Annotated in this window: 18 protein-coding genes; 8 read left to right on the top strand and 10 right to left on the bottom strand. The window is 70.0% G+C overall.

Annotated features, from left to right (window positions below; translation table 11 throughout):
* The first annotated feature begins 2 nt into the window (after positions 1–2).
* Positions 3–779 carry an SDR family oxidoreductase gene (locus ACE3TE_RS03155; RefSeq protein ID WP_374602094.1) on the top strand — a complete coding sequence of 259 codons (777 nt, stop codon included), beginning with the start codon at positions 3–5 and terminating at the stop codon, positions 777–779.
* Positions 780–875: 96 nt separating this feature from the next.
* On the opposite strand, the gene ACE3TE_RS03160 is transcribed toward ACE3TE_RS03155, so the two are convergent.
* On the bottom strand, positions 876–1,418 hold the full coding sequence (locus tag ACE3TE_RS03160; RefSeq protein ID WP_374602096.1) for a DUF4124 domain-containing protein: 543 nt from the start codon (positions 1,416–1,418) through the stop codon (positions 876–878).
* An 81-nt stretch (positions 1,419–1,499) separates the two neighbouring features.
* Here ACE3TE_RS03160 and ACE3TE_RS03165 point away from each other — a divergent pair, with 81 nt between their 5' ends.
* Positions 1,500–3,083: an amidohydrolase family protein gene (locus tag ACE3TE_RS03165; RefSeq protein WP_374602098.1), complete on the top strand. Its 1,584-nt coding sequence runs from the start codon at positions 1,500–1,502 to the stop codon at positions 3,081–3,083.
* An 81-nt stretch (positions 3,084–3,164) separates the two neighbouring features.
* On the opposite strand, the gene ACE3TE_RS03170 is transcribed toward ACE3TE_RS03165, so the two are convergent.
* The 6 genes from ACE3TE_RS03170 to ACE3TE_RS03195 form a co-directional block, all read right to left on the bottom strand.
* Complete coding sequence (locus ACE3TE_RS03170) at positions 3,165–4,889, bottom strand: serine protease (RefSeq protein ID WP_374602099.1); 1,725 nt, start codon at positions 4,887–4,889, stop codon at positions 3,165–3,167.
* A gap of 99 nt (positions 4,890–4,988) precedes the next feature.
* Positions 4,989–7,508: a DNA topoisomerase I gene (locus ACE3TE_RS03175; protein WP_374602101.1), complete on the bottom strand. Its 2,520-nt coding sequence runs from the start codon at positions 7,506–7,508 to the stop codon at positions 4,989–4,991.
* Positions 7,509–7,656: 148 nt separating this feature from the next.
* Entirely contained in the window at positions 7,657–8,826 is a 1,170-nt protein-coding gene (locus ACE3TE_RS03180) for an RDD family protein (protein WP_374602103.1), read from the bottom strand.
* A gap of 91 nt (positions 8,827–8,917) precedes the next feature.
* Positions 8,918–9,391 carry a DUF494 family protein gene (locus tag ACE3TE_RS03185; RefSeq protein WP_374602105.1) on the bottom strand — a complete coding sequence of 158 codons (474 nt, stop codon included), beginning with the start codon at positions 9,389–9,391 and terminating at the stop codon, positions 8,918–8,920.
* Positions 9,392–9,427: 36 nt separating this feature from the next.
* Positions 9,428–10,564: a DNA-processing protein DprA gene (dprA, locus tag ACE3TE_RS03190; protein ID WP_374602107.1), complete on the bottom strand. Its 1,137-nt coding sequence runs from the start codon at positions 10,562–10,564 to the stop codon at positions 9,428–9,430.
* A gap of 67 nt (positions 10,565–10,631) precedes the next feature.
* Positions 10,632–11,705, bottom strand: coding sequence for a LysM peptidoglycan-binding domain-containing protein (locus tag ACE3TE_RS03195; RefSeq protein WP_374602108.1), 1,074 nt, complete (start codon positions 11,703–11,705; stop codon positions 10,632–10,634).
* 170 nt (positions 11,706–11,875) lie between these two features.
* On the opposite strand from ACE3TE_RS03195, the gene def reads away from it, so the two are divergent.
* From def to ACE3TE_RS03225, 6 genes are all read left to right on the top strand, one after another.
* Positions 11,876–12,382, top strand: a complete 507-nt coding sequence (gene def / locus ACE3TE_RS03200) for a peptide deformylase (protein ID WP_374602110.1) — start codon at positions 11,876–11,878, stop codon at positions 12,380–12,382.
* 9 nt (positions 12,383–12,391) lie between these two features.
* Positions 12,392–13,312, top strand: coding sequence for a methionyl-tRNA formyltransferase (gene fmt, locus ACE3TE_RS03205; protein ID WP_374602267.1), 921 nt, complete (start codon positions 12,392–12,394; stop codon positions 13,310–13,312).
* Positions 13,309–14,622, top strand: a complete 1,314-nt coding sequence (gene rsmB, locus ACE3TE_RS03210) for a 16S rRNA (cytosine(967)-C(5))-methyltransferase RsmB (protein WP_374602112.1) — start codon at positions 13,309–13,311, stop codon at positions 14,620–14,622. Before fmt ends, rsmB begins: the two co-directional genes overlap by 4 nt.
* A 113-nt stretch (positions 14,623–14,735) precedes the next feature.
* Entirely contained in the window at positions 14,736–16,427 is a 1,692-nt protein-coding gene (locus tag ACE3TE_RS03215; protein WP_374602114.1) for an ArnT family glycosyltransferase, read from the top strand.
* A 6-nt stretch (positions 16,428–16,433) separates the two neighbouring features.
* The gene (gene trkA, locus ACE3TE_RS03220) at positions 16,434–17,813 is read left to right on the top strand and encodes a Trk system potassium transporter TrkA (RefSeq protein ID WP_374602116.1); all 1,380 of its coding nucleotides are present in this window, start codon (positions 16,434–16,436) and stop codon (positions 17,811–17,813) included.
* Positions 17,810–19,267 carry a TrkH family potassium uptake protein gene (locus ACE3TE_RS03225; protein ID WP_374602117.1) on the top strand — a complete coding sequence of 486 codons (1,458 nt, stop codon included), beginning with the start codon at positions 17,810–17,812 and terminating at the stop codon, positions 19,265–19,267. Before trkA ends, ACE3TE_RS03225 begins: the two co-directional genes overlap by 4 nt.
* On the opposite strand, the gene ACE3TE_RS03230 is transcribed toward ACE3TE_RS03225, so the two are convergent.
* From ACE3TE_RS03230 to ACE3TE_RS03240, 3 genes are read right to left on the bottom strand one after another with little or no spacing between them, the layout of a single operon-like run.
* The gene (locus ACE3TE_RS03230; RefSeq protein ID WP_374602119.1) at positions 19,242–20,756 is read right to left on the bottom strand and encodes a PH domain-containing protein; all 1,515 of its coding nucleotides are present in this window, start codon (positions 20,754–20,756) and stop codon (positions 19,242–19,244) included. The genes ACE3TE_RS03225 and ACE3TE_RS03230 overlap by 26 nt on opposite strands.
* Positions 20,740–21,258, bottom strand: coding sequence for a PH domain-containing protein (locus tag ACE3TE_RS03235; RefSeq protein WP_374602120.1), 519 nt, complete (start codon positions 21,256–21,258; stop codon positions 20,740–20,742). Before ACE3TE_RS03235 ends, ACE3TE_RS03230 begins: the two co-directional genes overlap by 17 nt.
* Positions 21,255–22,175, bottom strand: coding sequence for a lipid A biosynthesis lauroyl acyltransferase (locus tag ACE3TE_RS03240; protein ID WP_374602122.1), 921 nt, complete (start codon positions 22,173–22,175; stop codon positions 21,255–21,257). The genes ACE3TE_RS03235 and ACE3TE_RS03240 overlap by 4 nt, the downstream gene beginning before the upstream one ends.
* Positions 22,176–22,206: the final 31 nt, after the last annotated feature.

Raw genomic sequence — 22,206 nt, forward strand, 5'->3', positions numbered from 1 at the left:
CCATGGGCACGAACCGCTGGCGTTTGGACGGGCAGGTGGCGCTGGTGACGGGCGCGAGCGCGGGCATCGGCCGGGCGATCGCCGCCGAGCTGCTGGAGCTGGGAGCCGACGTGATGCTCGTGGCCCGCGACCAGGACGCGCTCGACGTCGCCGTCGAAGAGCTCGAGGACCAGTTCCCCGATGCCGAGGTCCGCGCCTTCGCTGCCGACGTCTCCGACACCGAACAGCGTCGCGAGGTCTTCGACTGGGTCGAGGACCTGGGCGACGGTCTGCAGATCCTGGTCAACAACGCCGGCACCAACCTGAGCAAGCCAACGATGGACTACGCCGACGACGAGTGGCGGGACATCTTCGAGACCAACCTGTTCTCGGCCTTCGAACTGAGCCGGTTTGCATTCCCGCTGCTCAGCCAGCACGCGACGTCGTCGATCGTGAACGTCGGGTCGGTGTCAGGCCTGGCGCATGTGCGCACCGGCTCGCCCTATGGCATGTCCAAGGCCGCGCTGCACCAGCTGACGAAGAACCTGGCCTGCGAATGGGCCGAGGACGGCGTACGCGTGAACGCGGTCGCGCCCTGGTACATCCGCACCCGCCGCACTTCGGTGAAGCTGGCGGATCCGGATTACCTGGACGAAGTACTCGACCGCACGCCGATGGGCCGCATCGGCGAACCTGAGGAAGTGGCCGCCGCCGTGGCCTTCCTGTGCCTGCCCGCCGCCAGCTACATCACCGGCGAGTGCATCGCCGTCGACGGCGGCTTCCTGCGCTACGGTTTCTAGGTTATGCCCCACCTGTAGGAGCGCCTTCAGGCGCGAATCTTTTGACTTTGCCTTTGGCAAAGAAGGGATTCGCGCCTGAAGGCGCTCCTACCCGGGTCAGCGGCAGCTTTCGCGCACGATCTGCTTCAGGCGCAGCACTTCGGAATCGCGATACGCGGCGGTGTCGCTGAAGGCATGCAATGCATCCGACTCGGCTTCATCGAGTTTTTCCCGGAGCACCTCGCAGGCAGAGGCGTCGTCGAGACGCACGCACGAGTCTTCCACCCAGCGGCAGGCCGCCCCGAACGGGCCGGCGTCATAGCCGAGCACCGCCAGCGGAACACAGCGCGGATTGGGGTCGGGGTTTTCGCTGAAGCGGGTGTCGCCGTCGTAGGTGGTGCACTGGTAAATCGGCGGCGGCGGCAGGTAGAGCGGCGCCGGCGCGGGCACCGGCGAAGGCGGCGGTGACGGCAGCGCGGAAGCCGCCGGCGCCGGGCCGGCAGGCCGCGGCGGCGGGTCCTTCGGCTGCACCATGCTGCGCTGCTGCTGGGCCTGCCCGGCGGGGCAGGGTTCGTCCTGCAGGCTCACGCGACCGCTGGCGTCGGTGCAGCGATACACCGTGATGTCCTGCGCGCGGGCCGGGCCGACGAGGACCAGCAAAATGGCTAAGCTTGGCCAGCCGGGTCTGTGCATGCGCGCATTCTCCGCCGCCCGTGTCGTCCCCACCAGTCCAGGCCCGCCATGACCCGACCGCTGCGTTTGCTCGCCCTGTTCGCCGTCCTCCTTTGCGCACCGCTGGCCCGGGCGGCCATCACGCCCGCGCCCGAGCGCGACGAGGGTGAGGGCCCCTGGCCACAGCTGATCCTGCGCGGCGTCACCGTCATCACCGGCACCGGCTCGCCGGCCTACGGCCCGGTGGACATCGTCATTGAAGGCGACCGCATCGCCCGGGTGCAGATCGTCGGCAGCGCCAATGCGCCGATCGATGCCGCCAACCGGCCGGCGCTGAAGCCCGGCGGCCGCGAGATTGACCTCGCCGGCCACTACGTCATGCCCGGCATCGTCGACATGCACGGCCACATCGGCGGTGACGAGCAGGGCGTCGATGCCGAATACGTCTACAAGCTCTGGCTGGCGCATGGCATCACCAGCGTGCGCGAACCGGGCTGCGGCAACGGCATCGACTGGTGCGTTTCCGAAGCTTCGCGCAGCGCCGCCAACGCGATCACGGCGCCGCGCATCTTTCCCTACGTCTTCTTCGCCCAGGGCCACGAGGGGCCGATCACCACGGCGGCGCAGGCGCGCCAGTGGGTGCGTTCAATGAAGTCGAAGGGCGCGCTGGGCATGAAGTGTTTCGGCTACCGGCCGGACATCCTGGAGGCCACCTTCGACGAACTGCGCAAGCAGGGCATGGGCAGCGCCTGCCACCACGCCCAGCTCGACGTCGCCCGCGTCAACGTGCTCACCACCGCGCGCTGGGGCCTGACCACGATGGAGCACTGGTACGGCCTGCCCGAAGCGCTGTTCGACGGCCAGACCGTGCAGCAGTACCCTGCCGGCTACAACTACATGGACGAACAGCATCGCTTCGGCGAGGCCGGCAAGCTGTGGGCGCAGGCCTCGGAGAAGGGCAGCGAGCGCTACGAGGCGGTGATCGGCGAACTGCTCGAGCTCGGCTTCACGCTCGACCCGACCTTCACCATTTACCAGGCCACCCGCGACCTGATGCGCGCGCGCACCGCCGAATGGCATGCCGCGTACACGCACCCGGCCCTGTGGGATTTCTTCACGCCGAGCAGGCACAACCACGGCAGCTTCTTCTTCGACTGGGGCAGCGAAGAGGAGGCCGCGTGGAAAGACAATTACCGGCGCTGGATGGCCTTCGTGAACGATTACAAGAACCGCGGAGGCCGCGTCACCGTCGGCAGCGATTCGGGCTACATCTACAAGACCTACGGGTTTGGCACCATCGAGGAACTGGAGCTGCTGCGCGAGGCCGGTTTCCACCCGCTGGAGGTGATCCGTGCGGCCACGCTGTCGGGCGCCGAAGCGCTGGGCGCCGACGACCGCATCGGTTCGATCGAAGCCGGCAAGCTGGCCGACCTGGTGGTGCTGTCGGAGAATCCGCTGGCCAACCTGAAGGTGCTTTACGGCACCGGCCACATCCGCCTCGACGAGCGCGGTGAGCCCACCCGCGTCGGTGGCGTCCGCTACACCCTCAAGGACGGCATCATGTACGACGCCCCGGCGCTGCTGCGCGAGGTGCGTGCGATCGTGGCAGCGGAGAAGTCGCGGCGGGGCGTGGACGAACTCCCCCAGCCGTAAGCCCCCTGGCCCCGTGCCCGGGCCGGCCGGGCAAGAAAAAGGCCCCGGCAAGACTGCCGGGGCCTTTGTTTTTCCGCGCGGTCAGAGCTTCTGCAGCGCCACGTTGCGGGTGACGCCATTGACCGTCAGCTGCAGGTTCGCCGTGGTGGCCGAGGTGTAGGTGATCGAGGCGTTGCCGGCGGCCGTGAAGGCGCGGTTGGCCGGGTTGTACGTGGTGGTCCACGGCGCCGCGTTGGACGCGTACACCGTGCCCGAGCGCACGTCGGTGGCCGTCCAGGTCGAATCAAGCTCGAACCACTGCGCCTTGCCGGTGCCGTCGTAGATGAAGAACAGCACGAACTGGTTGTAGGTCGGCGCGGCGTACTGGTAGACCGTCATGCCCCAGCCCGACTCGCTCGGCACGTACCAGGCGCCGGTGTAGTCGCGACCGGCCGACGGGCCGTTGCCCTGGGCTGCCGGCGACAGGTACTGCTGGATGTTCGGGTAGACCACGTCCAGGCGCGAGTAGTAGTCGGAGTTGTCGGGATTGCTGACCGTGCCGCTGTTGGCGCAGGACGCCGTGCCGCCCCACAGGCCGCCGCGCAGCAGGTAGGCGCCGCCGGCTTCGACGAACAGGCCCGAACCGCTGCTGCCGCCTTCGGTGGTGCCGCTGCTCCAGCCGACGTAATGCACCTCGGCGTCCTCGCCCTTCTTCTGGCCGAGCGAGCTCTTCTTGAGGTCGCTGTCCGGGTGGTGGATGGCGACGACATTGGCGTTGTTGGCCAGCGGGTTGGCGTCCCAGCCGGCGAAGTAGGCGCCGGCGGGCGGCGCGTCGTTCAGGCGCAGCAGCAGGGCGTCGGTGGTGCCCGAGGAGTACAGGTAGGTCGCACCGCCGCTGCGCTGCACCGTGGCGGCCTGGACGTTGCTGCCGCAGCTGGTGGACTCGAAGTTCCAGAATGTGTTGAGCGTGCTGGCGACGGTCTGCGTCGAGATGCAGTGGTCTGCCGAGTAGAAGTAGGGGATCTGGGTGCCCGCCGCAGTGTCGTTGAGCAGGGTGCCGGTGCAGGTGAAGGACTGGCCGCCCTCGGTGAAGACCATGCGCGCGACGGCGTCCTTGGCGTTCACGTAGCCCTGGCCCAGCGTGCCGACGCGGCAGATCGCGTTGACGTTGCAGGCGCCCGAGGTGCCGATGCCCTTGGCCAGGTTGAAGCGCTCGAAGCTGTTGGTCAGCAGGTGCGAGATGGTCGGCAGGCCGACCGCCAGGTCCTTCACGGCGACGCCGGCGGGCACGAAGATCTCGATCGACTGCAGTTCGCCGTCGGTGACGGGCGACCAGTAGACGCCGTCCGCGAGCTGGGACTTCGCCTGGGCGACCGACACTTCCAGCAGCTGGTCCGGCGCCAGGTCACCGGCGAAGCGCAGGGTGGCATTGTCCGGCAGGGCCGAGATGTCGAGGCCAACGCGCATCGCCAGCGCGTCGGTCGAACGCACGTCGAGGCGGGCGACCTGGCCACCGGCCGCCGGCAGCCACTTCAGCGCCGGGCGGGGCGCGACGTCGTTCTCGCGGGCCACGCCGATCTGGGTGGAGATGGCATCGGAGCGTTCATTGCGGCGCTGCACCGGGCGGATCTTCTCCGCGGGCAGGGCCGGCAGCGTCACCACGGCGCGCTGGGATTCGGCCAGCTCGGGCATGACCCAGGCCGGCGAGGATTCGACTTTCGTGGCCAGGGCGCGCTCGCCCTCCACGCGCAGGGGGGCTTCGGCCCAGGCGGCGGTGCTGCCCATCGCCAGTGCCAGCGCGAGCGCCAAGGGGGTGCGGCTGTTCATGTGTTGCTCCGTCATCGACTCGAACCGGCAGTTTAGTCGCTGCCGGGGCGGATGCAATGACGGGGCGGTTCAGCCGCGTCAGCGGTCGGGGCGCCCGGCCTAGGCTGGGGAGGCGGCCTTCTTCGCGGCCTTCTTGGCGGCCTTTTTCGCCGGGGCCTTTTTCACGGCCTTCTTGGCGGCTTTTTTCGTCGCCTTCTTCGCGACCTTCTTCGTGGCCTTTTTCGCGACGGCGCCATCCGTCGCCCCGGCCTGGCCGGCCGCCTTCTTCGCCGCGGCCTTTTTCGCCGGGGCCTTTTTCGCGGCCACCTTCTTGCCGAAGCGGCCGCCCTTGCGCACCGGCTTGCCCTCGGCCAGCAGGGCCTCGCACTCGGCCTGGGTCAGGCTGGCCGGGTCGCGGTCCTTGGGGATCTTGCCGTTCTTCTCGCCGTCGGTGATGTAGGGGCCGTAGCGCCCGTTCAGCACCTGGATGTCGGTGCCTTCGAAGGTCTTGATCGTGCGGTTGGCGATCATTTCCTCCTTGGCGCGGATCAGTTCGACCGCGCGCTCGAAGCCGATCTTGTACGGGTCGTCTTCCTTGCCCAGCGAGGCGTAGGTGTCGCCGCGCTTGGCGAAGGGGCCGAAGCGGCCGATCGCCACCGTCACCGGCTTGCCGTCCATCTCGCCCAGGGTGCGCGGCAGGTCGAACAGCGGCAGCGCCTCTTCCAGCGTGATCGTGTGCATGCTGGTGCCCGGGCGCAGCGAGGCGAACTTGGGTTTTTCCTCGTCGTCCATGTGGCCGATCTGGGCGTAGGGCCCGTAGCGGCCCAGGCGCACCGATACCGGCTTGCCCGACTTCGGGTCGGTGCCCAGCTGGCGCGCGCCGGTGGCCTCGGTGCGGTCCACCGATTCACTCTTTTCGTCCACCGTGGTCTTGAACGGCTTCCAGAACCGCTCCATCAGCGGGATCCAGGCGCTTTCGCCGGCGGCCACCGAGTCGAGCTCGTCCTCGAGCTTGGCGGTGAAGTCGTAGTCCACGTACTGGGTGAAGTGGCTGGTCAGGAAGTTGGCCACCGCGCGGCCGACGTCGCTGGGCCGGAAGCGCCGGTTGTCCAGGTACACGTACTCGCGGCCCTGCAGCACCTGGATGATGCTGGCATAGGTGGACGGACGGCCGATGCCGTATTCCTCAAGCGCCTTCACAAGGGACGCTTCCGAAAAACGCGGCGGCGGCTCGGTGAAATGCTGGTCGGTGTGGATGTTGCCCAGCGGCACGCTCTGGCCGGTTTTCATCGGCGGCAACTTGCGGCCCTCGTCGTCGTCCTCGGCGGCCTTCTGGTCCTTGCCTTCCTCGTAGACGGCCAGGAAGCCGGGATCGACGACGGTGGTGCCGCTGGCGCGGAAACCGTGTTCGCTGCCGGCGGCGAGTTCCACCGAGACCGTGTTCAGGGTGGCGGGCACCATCTGGCAGGCGACGGTGCGCTTCCAGATAAGTTCGTAGAGGCGGCGGCCGTCGTCGTCGAGGTACTTCGCCACCGAGGCCGGGGTGCGCAGCGCGGAGGTGGGGCGGATGGCCTCGTGGGCTTCCTGGGCGTTCTTGGACTTGGACTTGTACTCATTGGGCTTGTCCGGCACCGCCTGGGTGCCGAAGTCGCGCGCGATGACGTCGCGGATTTCCGCCACCGCGTCCACCGACAGGCTGACCGAGTCGGTACGCATGTAGCTGATCAGGCCGACCGTGCCTTCCTCGCCGATCGCCATGCCTTCGTACAGCTTCTGGGCCACGCGCATGGTGCGCGAGGTGGTGAAGCCGAGCTTGCGCGCGGCCTCCTGCTGCAGCGTGGAGGTGATGAAGGGCGGCGCCGGGCGGCGCTTGCGCTCCTTGCTGATGACGTCGGTGACGCGCAGGGCGTCGCCGGCCGCCTTGACCAGGCGCTCGCGGGCGGCCTGGGCGTCTTCGGTGTTGGTGAGCGTGAACTGCTCGAACTTCTTGCCGTCGAGCTTCACCAGGCGCGCGGTGAAGGCCTGCTGCGGATGGTTCATCTCCGCCTCGACGCTCCAGTACTCGCGCGGCACGAAGGCTTCGATCTCTTCCTCGCGCTCGACGATCATGCGCAGCGCCGGCGACTGCACGCGCCCGGCCGACAGGCCGCGCTGCACCTTGCGCCACAGCACCGGCGAGAGGTTGAAGCCCACCAGGTAGTCCAGGGCGCGGCGCGCCTGCTGGGCGTCGACCAGGTCGCCGGCCACCTGGCGCGGGTTCTCCACGGCGGCCTTGATGGCGCGCGGCGTGATTTCGGTGAACACCACGCGGTGCAGGGCGCGGTCCTTGAGCAGGCCACGCTCCTTCAGGATCTCGGAGATGTGCCAGCTGATCGCCTCGCCCTCGCGATCCGGGTCAGTGGCCAGGTAGATGGCTTCGGCCGACTTCGCGGCCTTGGCGATGGCTTCGACGTGCTTGAGGTTCTTCTCGATCAGGTCGTAGCGCATCGCGAACCCGTTCTCCGGGTCCACCGCGCCTTCCTTGGGCACCAGGTCGCGGACGTGGCCGTACGAGGCCAGGACGTGGAAGTCCTTGCCCAGGTACTTGTTGATCGTCTTGGCCTTGGCGGGCGATTCGACGATGAGGAGGTTCTTGGCCATGCCGGTGCTTGCTCCAGGGCGGGCCCGCTTTCGGGGCGCCCAGATGGCGAGGCCCGCGGGGAACGCGGGCCGGGGGGTCTTTTTTCATTAAGGCACCACTCCGGCCGGGCCTGTCAAGCAAGGGCCCGGGCCGGGGGTGGGGGCCGGTTCAGTGGCAGGCACCGGGCAGCAGGCCGTCCGGGACGCCTTCGGCGCTACAGGTCCGGACGCCGTCGGGGTCCTGGCCGATGTACAAAACGCCGCCGGCGGCGCCTTTCAGCGCGTCCAGGTCGCGAAGGGTCACGGCGATCTCGCAGGTTCCGTCGGGGTTCTCGATGACCAGGATTTCCTGGATATCGGCGCTGGTCGGGGCGGCCAGGCCCAGTTCGGCCCCGTCCCGGGGGCAGCGGTCGGTCTGCGCCTGGAACTGCGCCACCTGCAGGTAGGCGGCCGAGCCTTCGGCATACGCGGCCACCAGCCGCGAGCGCACCACGTAGTCCTGGTAGGCCGGCACCGACACTGCCGCCAGGATGCCGGCCACCGCCAGCACGCTCATCACCACGACCGCCGCGACCACCGCGACCAGGCAGCCATGCAGCTCGCGCACCTGGCGTCCCGGCTGGTCGGTATAGGCCCACTTGTCCACGACGAAGGTGCCGGCCATCAGGTCGTGCAGCGCCTGCTTGCGCCGGGTCCAGCCGGCCATGAAGAAGCCGATGTAGAGGATCAGGTAGGACACGATGCTGCCGGCCCAGCGTCCGGCGGCGCGGCCAAAGCCAAGCCGCCGGCCCTGGCCGTCGACGACCTTGATGCCCAGCGCCAGCTTGCCGACCGTGGCCTGCAGGCTGGAGCACTCCATGCCGGCGAAATAGGCCAGGCTCATCGCCGGGTACAGCAGGTAAAGGCCGGCGAAGCCGATGGCGAACGCGTCCTGGCCCATGTCCTGCCCGGCGCCCACGACCGCCAGCCCCAGCACGCCGACCAGAAGCACCACGTAGAAGGCGCTGCCGATGAGCATCGCGTCGATCAGGTAGGCGGCCAGGCGACGGATGAAGCCAGCGTCGACGACGCCTTCGAAGTCCTGCGCGGAGACGGCCCCGGCGGGCGTAACCGCGGCGGGATTGGCCGGCCCGGTGGTCGCGCCCGCCGGGGGCAGGACCGGTGGCGGCTGGGGCAGGCTCGCCAGGTGGCCTTCGAGCGGCACCCACAGCGACAGGCCCTCGCGCCAGACCAGCGTGTCGCGGTTGACGCGGCCCTGGCGGAAAGCCAGGGCCAGTTCCTCGTCGGAAACGGGGCCCTGCCGGTCGTGCCGGGCATCGACGTAGTACCACGTGCTCATCCTGCCCCTTCTCCCCGGCGCGCATCGCGCCCTGCAAATGGAAACGCCCGGCCAGGCCGGGCGTCTTCACAGGGTAATCGCGAACCGGGGTTCAGTGAACGGGTTCGGGCTCGTCCTCGAACATCTGGCTTTCCATCCAGGCGTAGGCGGCCTCGGACCCGGGCTGGTTGAACAACACCATCAGCACGACCCACTTGATGTCGTCGACGTCCACCTCGTCCTGGTCCAGCGCCATGACGCGGTCGACCACCAGCTCGCGCTGGTCGGCGTCGATCACGCCGCTTTGCTCGAGGAACATCAGGAAGCCGCGGCAGTCGGCGTCGAGGCGGTCGAGTTCGGGTTCCGAATACACCCGCACCGGCACCTGCAGGCGCGGCGCCGCGACGGCCGGGCGCTGTCGCGCCAGCTCGTCGAGCCAGTCGAAGGCCTTGTTGATCTCGGAAGGGCTGAAACCGGCCTGGATCAGGCCGTTCTGGAGCGAGTCGCGGTCCCGGACGGCGTCGGGGTCGTCGTAGAAGTAGTGTTCGAACAGGTACAGCAGGACATCCAGTATGGTCTCTTTCATTACCCTCAGCCTGCGCCAATCGGCGCGATGGGAAGGTCAGGGGTGCCGGGCGAAGCGGCCATTGTCGGCGACCACCCGCCCTTCCAACTCCATGAGCAGCAGCATGGAGGACAGTTCGGCCACCGTCAATCCTGTGCGCCGGACCAGTTCATCCAAAGGGGTGGGGTCGTGGCCGAGCGCCAACCACAATCGCTTGTGGTCGGAAGCCTGCGGCGGCTGTCCGCCCGCTGAGCGGGTGGCGCGGCCTGGAGGGGTGTCGCGAGCCGTTGTTTCAGGCGCCGGCCCGAGCCGTCGGCGCAGGTCCGCGGCCAGGCTGGTGGCCAGCGGTTCCAGGGCTTCGATCACCTGGTCCGGGCACTCGACCAGGGTGGCGCCCTCGCGGATGAGGCGGTGGCAGCCACGCGCCATCGGGTTGTCCACCGAGCCGGGCAGGGCGAAAACCTCCCGCCCCGCTTCGCCGGCCAGCCGGGCGCTGATCAGGGCGCCCGAGCGCAGCGCCGCTTCCAGCACCACGGTGCCCAGGGCCAGGCCGGCCACGACCCGGTTGCGGCTGGGGAAGTGGCTGGCCATTGCCGGCGTACCGGGCGGATGTTCGCCCAGCACCAGGCCCTCGCCGGCGATGCGCGCCATAAGGGCGGCATTGGCGGGTGGGTAGCTGCGGTCGAGGCCGGTGCCGACCACCGCCAGGGTCCGGCCCCCGGCCGCCAGCGCCCCGGCGTGCGCCGCCGCATCAATGCCTTCGGCCAGGCCGCTGGTGACCGCCCAGCCGGCCTGCGCCAGCGCGGCGGCGAAGTCGTGCGCCCGCTGGCGCCCCGCCGGGCTGGGCCGGCGGCTGCCGACCAGGGCCACCTGCGGATGCCAGAGCAGGTCCGGGTCGCCGTGCAGGAACAGCAGCGGCGGTGGCCACGGCGTGCGCTGCAGCATGGGCGGGTAGTCGGGCGAGCCCCAGGCCAGCAGGTGCCGGCCGGGCTGGTCCAGCCAGGCCCGGTCGCTGGCCAGCTGGCGCGGACAGGGGCGGGCCAGCGCCTCCCGGCAGGCCAGGGGCAGGCCGGCGCCCTGACGCGCGGCCGCCAGCGCGTCGCGGGGTTCGGGATGGCTGGCCAGCAGGTGCCGGAGCAGGGCGTCGGGCAGCCGGGCGCGGGCCAGCACCAGCAGGGCGTCGTGGTTTTCCATGGCCCGGACAGCATCGCGGCGCCCGGAGGCGCCGCGATACAGGCAAAACGCTGAAGCCGGTGTCGGCTTATTCGGTGGCGTCCGGATGCTTGAGCCGGTCGCCGTGGCGGACCGGGCGGATGCCGTTCATCACCAGGGCGTAGGCGACCTTGTCGAAGGTGCGGAACACCATCAGGTTGCCGACGAATTCGTCCGGCAGGCGCACCTTGTCGGCTTTCGCCGCCGCGCCGCTGCGGTGGGCGACAGTGTCGGGCACCCAGCTGCCTTCGTTCCAGATCGACATGACGTGGCCGTTGCGAATGCCGTCCCGGGCACCGGCGGAGATCGCGACCACCAGGTTCGGACCCGCCTGCAGGCCGTCCGCCACCGCCAGGATGCGGGCGCCCGGGGGCACCACGTCAGGCGCACGCGGCAGGAACTGCAGGTCGTAGGGCTGGGCCTCGGAGGGCATCACGCGGTCGCCGACGCGGATCTCGCGGCCTTCGTCGCGCAGCACCACGGTGGCCACTTCGCCCTGCACCCGGGTGACTTCACCCGTGGCGTGGATCGCCAGTTCGTAGCCCAGCTTCTCGCCGGTCGCTTCGCCGAAGCCGTCCGGCACGTACCAGTGCGAGTGGTGGCGGTCGCCGCGGAAGTCGAGCGGCGTGGCGCCCGGCAGGTGGCGGCCCTTGCCGCCGCCGAAGACGCTGACCGGACGGGCCAGGTCGACCACCATGCCCGGCGCCGCGCCCTGCAGGCCGCGCACGTAGACCAGCTGGCCGGCGACGCTGTAGAGGCGATCTTCCTCGGTGCCGATGACGTAAGGCAGGACCTTGGGGTCTTCCACCACGGTGAAGTGCTTGAGCAGCGCCTCGATATCCGACAGCGGAATGGTGTCCACCGCCTCGCCGACCTGCGGGCCGTCTGCGCGGATGCGCGGCTCGCCGTCGACATAGACCAGGCTCAGGACCTGGCCCGGGAAGATGAGGTGCGGGTTTTCCACCTGCGGGTTGGCCTGCCAGATTTCCGGCCAGAGCCAGGGCTTCGCAAGGAAGCGCCCCGCGATGTCCCAGAGGGTGTCACCCCTCTTGACCACGTACGTGGTTGGGTGGTCTTCGCGAAGATCGACCGCAAGCGCGGCCGCAGCGAAGGTGAGCAACATGGCAGCGGTAACTGCAAGAAGCCGTTTAAGCATGGCGGCTATCCACCTGATTTCCCCGGACAGGTTGGGCGACTATAGCCCAGATCCGGCCCCGGGTTGCAAGCCCGCCGGGGGTATACTGTCGTGCCGGCCCCTTGAGGTCCGGGCCCTTGTTCCCCATCTTTCCGTCCATGGCCAAGCTCCCTATCCTGGAATTCCCCGATCCCCGCCTTCGTACCGTCGCCAAGCCGGTCGAAACCGTCGATGACGCGCTGCGGGTCCTGGTGGACGATATGTTCGAGACCATGTACGCGGCCCCGGGCATCGGGCTGGCCGCGACCCAGGTCGACGTACACCAGCGCCTCCTCGTCCTTGACGTAAGCGAGGACCAGAGCCGGCCAATGGTGTTCATCAATCCCGAGATCCTGTCCGCCGAAGGCCACCAGGTCTACCAGGAAGGCTGCCTGTCGGTGCCCGGCATCTATGCCGACGTCAAGCGCGCCAACCAGGTGCGGGTGAAGGCCCTTGACCGCGACGGCAAGGAATTCGAGATCGAGGCCGACGGCCTGCTGGCGGTGTGCATCCAGCACGAAATGGACCACCTGGCCGGCAAGGTCTTCGTGGACTATCTCTCGCCGCTCAAGCGCGAACAGGTCCGCAAGAAGCTCGCCAAGCAGCAGCGCGACAGCGCCGCCTAGCCAATGTCCCTGCGCATCGTCTTCGCGGGCACGCCGGCCTTCGCCGTGCCCTGCCTGCGCGCGGCCGCCGGACGCGGCGAAGTGGTGGGCGTCTACACCCAGCCCGACCGCCCTGCAGGCCGCGGCCGCCAGCTCGCGCCCTCGCCGGTGAAGGTCGAGGCACTGGCGCGCCAGCTGCCGGTGTTCCAGCCGGAAAACTTCAAGTCGCAGGCCGCGCGCGAGCAGCTGCGCGCGCTCGAGCCCGACCTGATGGTGGTCGTGGCCTACGGCCTGATCCTGCCGCAGTCGGTGCTCGACATCCCCGCCCAGGGCTGCTGGAACGTGCACGCCTCGCTGCTGCCGCGCTGGCGCGGCGCGGCGCCGATCCAGCGCGCGATCGAGGCCGGCGACACCGAGTCCGGCGTCTGCCTGATGCAGATGGAAAAGGGCCTCGACACCGGTCCGGTCCTGCTGTCGCTTTCGACGCCGGTGTCCGGCGACGACACCGGCGGTTCGCTGCACGACCGGCTGTCCGGACTCGGCGCCGAGGTGCTGTCGGACGGCCTGAAGCTGCTGCGCGCGGGCATGCGTCCGGTGCCGCAACCGCAGCCGGCCGAAGGCGTCACCTACGCGCACAAACTCGACAAGGCCGAGGCGCGGCTGGACTGGTCGCGCCCCGCCTCCGAACTGGCCAACAAGATTCGCGCCTTCAATCCCTGGCCGGTCGCCGAGGCGGAGCTGGCCGGCGAACGCCTGCGCATCCACGCCGCCTGCGCGCTCGAAGGCACGACGGACAAGCCGCCCGGCAGCGTGGTGTCCGCCAGTCGCGACGGCATCGACGTCGCCTGCGGCGAGGGCCTGCTGCGCCTGACGACCGTGCAGCGTGACGGCGGCCGCGCGCTGCCGGTCGCCGATTACCTCAACGCCCGCCCGGCGCTGGCCGGTCGATGAGCGCACCCGGCTCGGCCCTGCGCGCCACCGCCGCCCGCGTGCTGGGCACGGTGCTGGGCGACGGCCGTTCGCTGAAGGCCGTGCTGGGCCGTGCGCTGCCCGACGTGCCCGATTCGCGCGACCGCGCGCTGCTCGAGGCGATCTGTTTCGACGCGCTGCGCCACCGCCGGCGCTACGAATTCGCCCTGTCGCAATGGCTTGCCCGGCCCCTGGCGCAGCGTGACCAGGCCGTGCACTGGCTGCTGCTGGCGGGCCTGGCCCAGGTGAAAGGCCTGGGCCTGGCGCCGCATGCGGCCGTCGGTGCCACCGCCGAAGCCGCCCGCGACCTGGGCCGCACCGGTCTTGTTGGTCTGGTGAACGCGCTGCTGCGCCGCGCCACCCGCGAGCCGCTGCCCGAGAGCGACGACCCGGCGATTCGCTGCAGCCACCCCGACTGGCTGGTGCAGCGCCTGCGCCAGGACTGGCCCGGGCAGGCCGACGACATCCTGGCCGCGAACGACCAGCCCGCACCCCTGTGGCTGCGCGCCAATCCGCGCCAGGGAAGCGCCGGCGCACTGGCCGCCGCGCTGCAGGAAGCCGGCCTTCCCGCGGAGTGTCCCGACACCGTGCCCGGCGCCGTGCGCCTGGAAACCCCGGTGCCCGTGGACCGCCTCCCGGGCTGGGAACAGGGCGCGATGGCCGTGCAGGACGGGGCCGCGCAGCTGGCGGTGCTGGCGCTGGAACCGCGCCCCGGCGAGCGCCTGCTCGACGCCTGCGCCGCCCCCGGCGGCAAGGCCGCGCAGCTGGCCGAACACCTCGGCGAGGGCGAACTGCTGGCCCTGGACGTCGATGCCCGTCGCCTGGACAAGGTGCGCGAGCTGCTGCGCCGGCTGCGGCTGGAAGCGCCGAACGTGCAGGTCCGCGTCGCCGACGCGGCCCGGCCCGACGCGTGGTGGGACGGCCGGGCTTTCGACGCCATCCTGCTCGACGCGCCGTGTTCGGCCACCGGCATCATCCGCCGCCAGCCCGACATCAAATGGCACCGGCGCGACACCGACATCGCCGCGCTCGCCGAAACCCAGCGCCAGCTGCTCGACGCGCTCTGGCCGCTGCTGCGCCCGGGCGGGCGGCTGGTGTACGCCACCTGTTCGGTGCTGCGCGAGGAAAACGAGGCGCAGGTCGACGCCTTCCTGTCGCGCCATCCCGACGCCCGCGCGGCGCAGCTGCCCGAACGCTTCGGTCACGCCTGCGGCGCCGGCCGCCAGCGCCTGCCGGGTGAAGACGGCATGGACGGATTCTTCTACGCGCGCCTGGAAAAGACGAGTGTGTAGGAGCGCCTTCAGGCGCGAATCTTTTGCCTTTGCCTTTGCCTTTGCCTTTGGCACAGAAGGGCTTCGCGCCTGAAGGCGCTCCTACAGCCACCATGGGCTTTATAGTGCGCGCGATGACCGCCACCGACCGTCGCCACGCGCTTTTCTTCTTCGCCATCGCATTCTTCGTGCTGGCCGCAGGCTTCGGACTGCGTGATCCCTGGCCCGCCGACGAGCCGCGCTTCGTGCTGGTCGCCAAGCAGATGGTGGAGTCGGGTGATTTCCTGTTCCCGCATCGCGGCCAGGAGCTCTACCCCGACAAACCGCCGATCTATTTCTGGCTGCTGTCGGCGGCCTTCGGCCTGGTCGGCAGCTGGCGCTGGAGTTTCCTGCTGCCGTCGCTGCTATCGGCGATGGGCACGCTGGCGCTTACCTGGGACCTGGGCCGCCGACTTTGGTCACCGCGCGCCGGGCTGTGGGCGGCTATCGCGGTGCTGGCCGCGCTGCAGTTCGTCTACCAGGCCAAGCGCGCGCAGATCGACCCGACGCTGGTGTTCCTGACCACGCTGTCCTTCTACGGACTTTGCCGGCACCTGCTGCTCGGACCGCACTGGCGCTGGTGGCTGGCCGGCTGTTTTGCCGCGGGTCTGGGCGTGGTGACCAAGGGCGTGGGCTTCCTGCCGATGCTGGCGCTTGTCCCGTTCGCGCTGTTGGCGCGGCGCGGCTGGCAGGGACTCGCGCCGATGGGCACGGGCAACGGCTGGCGCTGGGCGGCGGGTGCGCTGGCGTTCTTTGCCGCGATCGGCCTGTGGCTGGGGCCGGTGCTTGCCGTCGGCCTTTCCAGCGGCAATCCCGAACACGCCGAATACCTGCGCAACATCCTGTTCAAGCAGACTGCGCAGCGTTACGCCGATCCCTGGCACCACAGCGAACCTTTCTGGTACTTCGGCCAGGTCATCATGCTGTTCTGGCTGCCGTTCTCGCTGGCCTTGCCCTGGCTGGCGAAACCCTGGGCGCGGGCCTGGCGCGAACGGGATGCGCGGGTATGGCTGCCGCTGGCCTGGGTCGTGCTGGTGCTGCTGTTCTTCAGTGCCAGCGAAGGCAAGCGCGACATGTACATCCTGCCGGCCCTGCCGGCGCTGGCGCTGGCGGCGGCGCCGTTCCTCGACGCGATCTCGGGACGGCGCGGCCTGCGGCTTGCAGTGATGGTCTTCACCAGCCTGCTGGCCGCGCTGCTGCTGGCGGTGGGCGCCCTGGGGCTGTGGAGCGACGTCGGCCTGTTCGCACGCCAGGTGGCCGAACGCGGCCTGGGCGACGAGGTGCGCTGGATCTGGGGAATGCTGGCGACGGTAGGCGGCCTGTCCCTGCTTGCGGTCGCGTTGGCGAGGCTGCGCCGGGCGCTCGCGGCCTGCGCGCTGCTGCTGGCGCTGCTCTGGTCGGGCTATGGCTTCGTCGTGCATCCGGTGCTCGACGACGAAAGTTCCGCGCGTGAACTCATGCAGCGGACCCGTGTGCTGGCCGGTCCGGAGGCCACCGTGGGCCTGGTCGACTGGAAGGAGCAGAACCTGCTGCAGGCCGTCGGCCCGGTGGCCGAGTTCGGCTTCCGCGCGCCACCGGCGCTGCAGCTGCAGCGGGCCCGGGCCTGGCTGATGGCCGACCCGGGCTCGCGCCTGTTGCTGGCCCAACGCACCGATGCCCTGGCCTGCGTGGACTTCGACGCCGCGGCCGATGCCCGCCCCGTCGGCATGGCCAACCGGCGCGAATGGTGGCTGCTCGGCCAGGCCGCGCTGCAAGGCTGTTCCGCCGAAGCCACGCGAGTAGACTAGCGCCGCATGAAGATCCTCATCCTGGGTGCAGGGCAGGTCGGTACGTCGGTGGCCTCGGCGCTGGCGTCCGAAAACAACGACATCACCGTCGTCGACACCGACCACCAGCGCCTGCGCGATCTTGCTGAAAAGCTCGACATCCGCACCGTCGTCGGACACGCCTCGCTGCCCGACGTGCTGGCCCAGGCCGGCGCCGAAGAGGCCGAACTGCTGGTCGCCGTGACCTCCAGCGACGAAGTGAACCTCATCGCCTGCCAGGTCGCCCAGCACCAGTTCCGCACGCCCACCCGCGTGGCCCGCCTGCGCGAGGCCCAGTACCTGGACGTGGCCGCGCTGGCCGACCCGGAACATTCCGCGGTCAGCGCCGCGATCAGCCCCGAACAGCTGGTCTGCCGCCACGTCGAGCGCCTGATCGAATACCCCGGCGCCCTGCAGGTGCTCGACTTCGCCGAAGGCCGCGTGCAGCTGGTGGCGGTGCGCGCCGTGCCCGGCGGCGCCCTGGTCGGCCACGAGATCCGCGAACTGCGCGAACACCTGCCCACCGGCGTGGATGCCCGCGTCGCCGCCATCTTCCGCAAGGGCCGGCCGGTGCAGCCCGAGGGCACCACCGTCATCGAGGTCGACGACGAGGTGTTCTTCCTGGCCGAGCGCAAGCACATCCTGACCGTGATGGCCGAACTGCGCCGCGTCGACGCGCGCCCGGCCCGGCGCCTGCTGATCGCCGGAGGCGGCAACATCGGCCGCAACCTCGCGCGCAGCCTGGAAGGACGCTATTCGGTGAAGGTGCTCGAACGCTCGCGCGAACGCGCCCGCGGCATCGCCGAGGACCTGCTCAATTCCATCGTGCTGGTCGGCGACTGCGCCGACGAGGACCTGCTGCGCGAGGAAAACATCGACCAGACCGACGTCTACTGTGCGATGACCAACGACGACGAGGCCAACATCCTGTCGGCGATGCTGGCCAAGCGCATGGGCTGCCCGCGGGTGATCTCGCTGATCAACCGGCCCAGCTACGCCGAGCTGGTGGAAGGCGGCAGCATCGATATCGCCGTCAGTCCGCAGCTGGTGACGCTGGGCGCGCTGCTGGCGCACATCCGCGAAGGCGCACCGGCGCGGGTGTATTCGCTGCGCCGCGGCGCCGCCGAGGCGATCGAAGCCGTGGTGCGCGGCGACGCCCGCACTTCGCGCGTGATCGGCCGCGCGCTCGACGAGCTCGAGCTGCCGCCGGGCACCACGATCGGAGGCATCGTGCGCGGCGAGAAGCTGCTGATCGCCCACCACGACGTGGTCATCGAACAGGGCGACCACGTCATCCTGTTCGTGATGGACAAGCGCGAGATGGCGCGTGTCAGCGCCCTGTTCCAGACCGGGGCGACCTGGCTGTGAGCCAACGCTTCCGCGCGATCCAGCGCATCCTGGGCGTAATCATCGTCCTGTCGTCGCTGACCAAGCTGCTGCCGGGCGTCCTGGCCCTGGCCTGGGGCGAAGAGGGCACGGCGCCGGTGTTCTTCGGCAGTTTCGTCGCCAGCAGCATGGTTGGACTGGCGCTGTGGCTGCCGGTGCGCCACGTGAACTACGACCTGCGCCTGCGCGACGGCTTCCTGATCGTCACCTTCACCTGGTTGTTTGCCAGCCTGGTGTCGGCGCTGCCCTTCGTGCACGGGCCGCCGCATCTGGATTTCGCCGAGGCGTTCTTCGAGGCCACCTCCGGCCTGACCACCACCGGCGCCACGGTCATCGCAAACCTGGATGCACTGCCGCGCAGCGTGCTGTTTTACCGGCAGCTGCTGCAGTTCCTCGGCGGCATGGGCATCGTGATCCTGGCGGTGGCGATCCTGCCGATGCTCAAGATCGGCGGAACGCAGCTGTTCCGCGCCGAAAGCACCGGCCCGACCAAGGACACCAAGCTGACCCCGCGCATCGCGCAAACCGCCAAGGCGCTCTGGGGCGTGTATTTCGGCCTGACCGTGCTGTGCGCCGGCGCCTACTGGGCGGCGGGCATGAGCCTGTTCGACGCCATCTGCCATTCGCTGTCCACCGTATCGACCGCAGGCTTCTCGACCCACGACGCGGCGCTGGATTACTGGAACAGCCCGCTGATCGACTGGATTGCGATCATCTTCATGACGCTGGGAGGCATCAATTTCGGCCTGCATTTCGTCGCCTGGCGGCGTGCTTCGATGAGCGTCTACGGCAGCGATTCCGAGCTGCGTTCATACCTGCGCATCCTGGCCGTGGCCGCGGTGGTGATCTCCTTCGTCGCCTGGGCCGGCGGCACCTTCGACAGCTTCGGTGAGTCCTTCCGGCGCGCGACCTTCCAGGTGGTGTCGTCGATGACCACCACCGGCTTCGCCACGATGTCCTTCCACGAATGGTCGCATCCGGCGCCGCTGCTGATCGTCGGCCTGGCCTTCATCGGCGGCTGTTCCGGCTCGACCGTCGGCGGCCTGAAGGTCGCGCGCGTGGTGATGGTGGTGCGCCAGGGCTTCCGCGAGATCAAGCAGCTGGTGCACCCGAAGGCGCAGTTCCTGGTGAAGATGGGTGGCCGCCGCGTGTCCGAGTCGGTGGTGCTGTCGGTCAGTGGCTTCATCGCGATCTGGATGCTCTGTTTCGTCGCACTGATGGTCGGCCTGAACATGACCGGCCTGGACCTGGAGTCGTCCTTCGGCGGCGCCGTGGCCACGCTCACCAACCTCGGCCCGGGACTCGGCAGCGTCGCCGTCACCTGGGCCTATGCCGGCGACCCGGCCATCTGGCTGGGCACCCTGGGCATGATCCTGGGCCGCCTGGAAGTGTTCTCGCTGCTGGTGCTGCTTACGCCGGCGTTCTGGCGGGAGTAACCGCGGCCTCCATCGCCGCGGCCAGCTGGTCGCGCAGGGCCATGGCTTCGTCGGCCGGCAGGTAGCGGATGCGCAGCGGCGCGTCGAAGGGGCTGGCGCCGACGGTGTCCATCAGCAGCGTCGCCATGCCGTGGTAGCGGTCGATCGGCGACTGCACTAGCACCAGCGACTGGATCTTGCGCACTTCGGCGAAACGCCAGCGCTTGTCCAGCCAGCCCTCGCGCACGGCGATCACGCCGTCTTCCTCGCTCCAGCCGGCATGGCGCGCCCAGACGATGGCGCGCACCAGGAACAGCGGCACCAGCAGTAGCGCCACGCCGCCCAAGGGGCCGTGCAGGAAGATCGCCGCGCCGGCCAGCGCCAGGCTCAGCAGCGCCGGGAAGGTGAACTGCCGCCGCCAGGCGCGATGATGCAGCCGGCGCCAGGCCTGCATCGGCCAGTGCCCGACCGGCAGCAGGTGACCGATGAGCTCGTTGATTTTTTCCGGCGTGGCCACCGGCGCCAGCTCGCGCAGGGAGCGTTGGTCGTTGGCGGTTTCGATAGACGCGCTGTCCACGCGCAGGCTCTGGCGGCCGAACCAGCGGTGCAGCAGGCCTTCGCGCAGGCTCCAGGCCTGGATGCGCGAGCGCGGCATGTTCGCGCGCAGGCGGGTCAGCAGGCCGCGCTGGGCGCTGAGCCGCCGGCCCTGTTCGGTGAGCGTGAAGCCGTGGAACTGCAGCAGCGCCAGCACCACCGACAGCACGCGCAGCGCGACCACGAAGAACAGCAGCAGCGCCAGCGCACCGACCAGCCAGCCCATCCAGTCCAGGTGCTGGTTGCGGCCCCAGTCCACCGCATCGGCGGCCCAGGGAGCGATCAGCACGTCCAGCATGTCGGCCTGGGCCAGCAGGCCGAAGGCGGCGGCGACGGCGATCAGGCCCCGGTTGGAGATCAGGCCCAGCCGCACCACTTCGCCGGTGGACAGCGACAGCAGCACGCGGCTTTCCGGCAGGGCGGGCGCGTCGGTCGTGCCATCGGCGATCGCCGGCGCACCGGCGCCCTGCGCGCGCACCAGTTCCTCCAGCGCCTGGGCGTCGTCCAGCGACAGCACGCGCATCTCGGCTTCCGGCTTCATGCCGCCGGCGGACTCGAGCCGGACCTCGGCGACGCCGAACACGCGGTGCAGCAGCGACTGGTGCAGCGCGACGTTGTGCACCCGCTGGTAGGGGATGTGGCGGTGGCTCTTTTGCAGCACGCCGCTGCGGATGACGATGCCGTCGTTTTCCACCCGGAAGCGGTAGAAGAAGTACTGCAGCAGCGACACCAGCACCAGCACGCCGCCGCCGGCCAGGCCCCAGAGCTCCCAGGAGTTGCCCCGGCCGGTGAACAGCAGCACCAGCAGCGGCAGCGCGAAGCTCTTGAGCTGCTGGATCAGCACGAACAGCCAGGACCACGGATGCAGGCGGCGTTCGCCGCCGCCCGGGTTGATCGACTCAGAGGCTGTCGTCATGGCGGTCCGCTTCCGGCAGCAGCGCGTCGCGCAGGGCCACGGCGTCGGCGTCGAGGAAACCCGACTGGCGCAGGGCGTGCATGCGCGTGCCGGCGGTGTGCACCACCAGCGTGGCCAGGCCGAAATGGCGTTCGATCGGCCCGCGCTCGAGGTCCAGGTGCTGCACGCGGCTGCGCGGCACCAGCACTTCGCTGTGCCAGACCACGCCGCGCCGCACCCGCAGCCCGCCCGGGTCCAGGCGCCACTGCGTGCGCCGCCAGCGGGCCCGGGCCAGCAGCAGCAACAGCAGCGCCGGCAGCAGGGCCACGGCCAGGCCGATGCCGACCTTGGCGGCCAGGCCCAGGTCCAGCGCGACGGCCAGCGGCACGCCCGCGACGACGCCGATCACCAGGCCCGACAGTACGCCGAGGCCCACGCCTACCTTACGGGCGGCCGGCGGCAGCGGCTCCCAGTCCTGGCCGAAGGGCCGGAAGGGGTGGACGGCGGGATCGGTCGGATTCATCCGGATTCCTTGCGGGGACGCTGGTAGGGATTGGGCTCGCCCGAACCGGGCGGCCTGAGTGTGTAGCGTTTGTAGGTCCACTGGTACTGCCGCAGGTCACGTCGTGCGATGGCTTCGACGGCGGCGTTCATGGCGGTGGTCGCCACGCCGAGGTCGGTGCTGGCGATGTCCGCCGGCGCCGGCTCGAAATGCACGGTGAAGCGACCGTCCCGGTGGCGTTCGGCGTAGCCCATCAGCACCGGGGCGCCGGTGCGCGCGGCCAGTTTCGGGATCAGGCTGAGCGTGAGCGCGCGCACGCCGAAGAAGGGCGCGAACTCACCGCCGCCCAGCTTGGGCTGGTGGTCGGGCGTGATGCCCACCGCTTCGCCGGCCTGCAGCGCGCGCAGCAGGGGGCGCATCGCCGTGGCCTCGGCCGGCACCAGGCGCACATTTTCGCCGCCGCGGGCCAGGCGCAGGAAACCGTCGCCGGCGGGGCTTTCCGGCACCCGGTAGACCAGGCTGAAGGGCCCGCGCGCGGCCATGAATTCCACCAGCAGCTCCCAGCTGCCGTAGTGCGGGGCGGCGACCAGCACGCCGCGGCCGGCGGATTCGGCGGCCTCCAGGTGTTCCAGGCCCTCGGTGCCGGCGACCAGACGCAGCGTGGCGGCGCGGCGGGCGGTCCAAAGGCGCAGGGTTTCCAGCGCGGTCCGGCCGGTGTCGCGCATCACTTCGCGCACCAGCGCTTCGCGTTCACCGGGCGGCAGGTTGGGCAGGGCCAGTTCCAGGTTGCGGCGGGCCACGCGGGGCTCGCGGCCGTTGAGCCGCCAGGCCAGCTCGCCCAGGCGGGTGCCCAGGCCCCGCTGCAGGCGCCGGGGCAGGCGCCCCAGAAGCCAGGCGGCGGCGTAAAGGAAACGGCTGGCGACGGGCACGGAAGGCATCGCCGGAGTGTAAGGGAATCGCCAAACCGCC

The organism is Arenimonas sp. (assembly GCF_041919775.1).
Taxonomy (GTDB): Bacteria; Pseudomonadota; Gammaproteobacteria; order Xanthomonadales; family Xanthomonadaceae; genus Arenimonas.

Bases quoted from the DNA above. Each gene is read 5' to 3' on its own strand.
- def (WP_374602110.1), top strand. From the start codon at position 11,876: ATGGCCAAGCTCCCTATCCTGGAATTCCCCGATCCCCGCCTTCGTACC.
- ACE3TE_RS03185 (WP_374602105.1), bottom strand. From the start codon at position 9,391: ATGAAAGAGACCATACTGGATGTCCTGCTGTACCTGTTCGAACACTAC.
- ACE3TE_RS03235 (WP_374602120.1), bottom strand. From the start codon at position 21,258: ATGAATCCGACCGATCCCGCCGTCCACCCCTTCCGGCCCTTCGGCCAG.
- ACE3TE_RS03240 (WP_374602122.1), bottom strand. From the start codon at position 22,175: ATGCCTTCCGTGCCCGTCGCCAGCCGTTTCCTTTACGCCGCCGCCTGG.
- ACE3TE_RS03175 (WP_374602101.1), bottom strand. From the start codon at position 7,508: ATGGCCAAGAACCTCCTCATCGTCGAATCGCCCGCCAAGGCCAAGACG.
- ACE3TE_RS03155 (WP_374602094.1), top strand. From the start codon at position 3: ATGGGCACGAACCGCTGGCGTTTGGACGGGCAGGTGGCGCTGGTGACG.
- trkA (WP_374602116.1), top strand. From the start codon at position 16,434: ATGAAGATCCTCATCCTGGGTGCAGGGCAGGTCGGTACGTCGGTGGCC.
- ACE3TE_RS03195 (WP_374602108.1), bottom strand. From the start codon at position 11,705: ATGTTGCTCACCTTCGCTGCGGCCGCGCTTGCGGTCGATCTTCGCGAA.
- ACE3TE_RS03165 (WP_374602098.1), top strand. From the start codon at position 1,500: ATGACCCGACCGCTGCGTTTGCTCGCCCTGTTCGCCGTCCTCCTTTGC.
- dprA (WP_374602107.1), bottom strand. From the start codon at position 10,564: ATGGAAAACCACGACGCCCTGCTGGTGCTGGCCCGCGCCCGGCTGCCC.
- ACE3TE_RS03230 (WP_374602119.1), bottom strand. From the start codon at position 20,756: ATGACGACAGCCTCTGAGTCGATCAACCCGGGCGGCGGCGAACGCCGC.
- ACE3TE_RS03170 (WP_374602099.1), bottom strand. From the start codon at position 4,889: ATGAACAGCCGCACCCCCTTGGCGCTCGCGCTGGCACTGGCGATGGGC.
- ACE3TE_RS03180 (WP_374602103.1), bottom strand. From the start codon at position 8,826: ATGAGCACGTGGTACTACGTCGATGCCCGGCACGACCGGCAGGGCCCC.
- rsmB (WP_374602112.1), top strand. From the start codon at position 13,309: ATGAGCGCACCCGGCTCGGCCCTGCGCGCCACCGCCGCCCGCGTGCTG.
- ACE3TE_RS03215 (WP_374602114.1), top strand. From the start codon at position 14,736: ATGACCGCCACCGACCGTCGCCACGCGCTTTTCTTCTTCGCCATCGCA.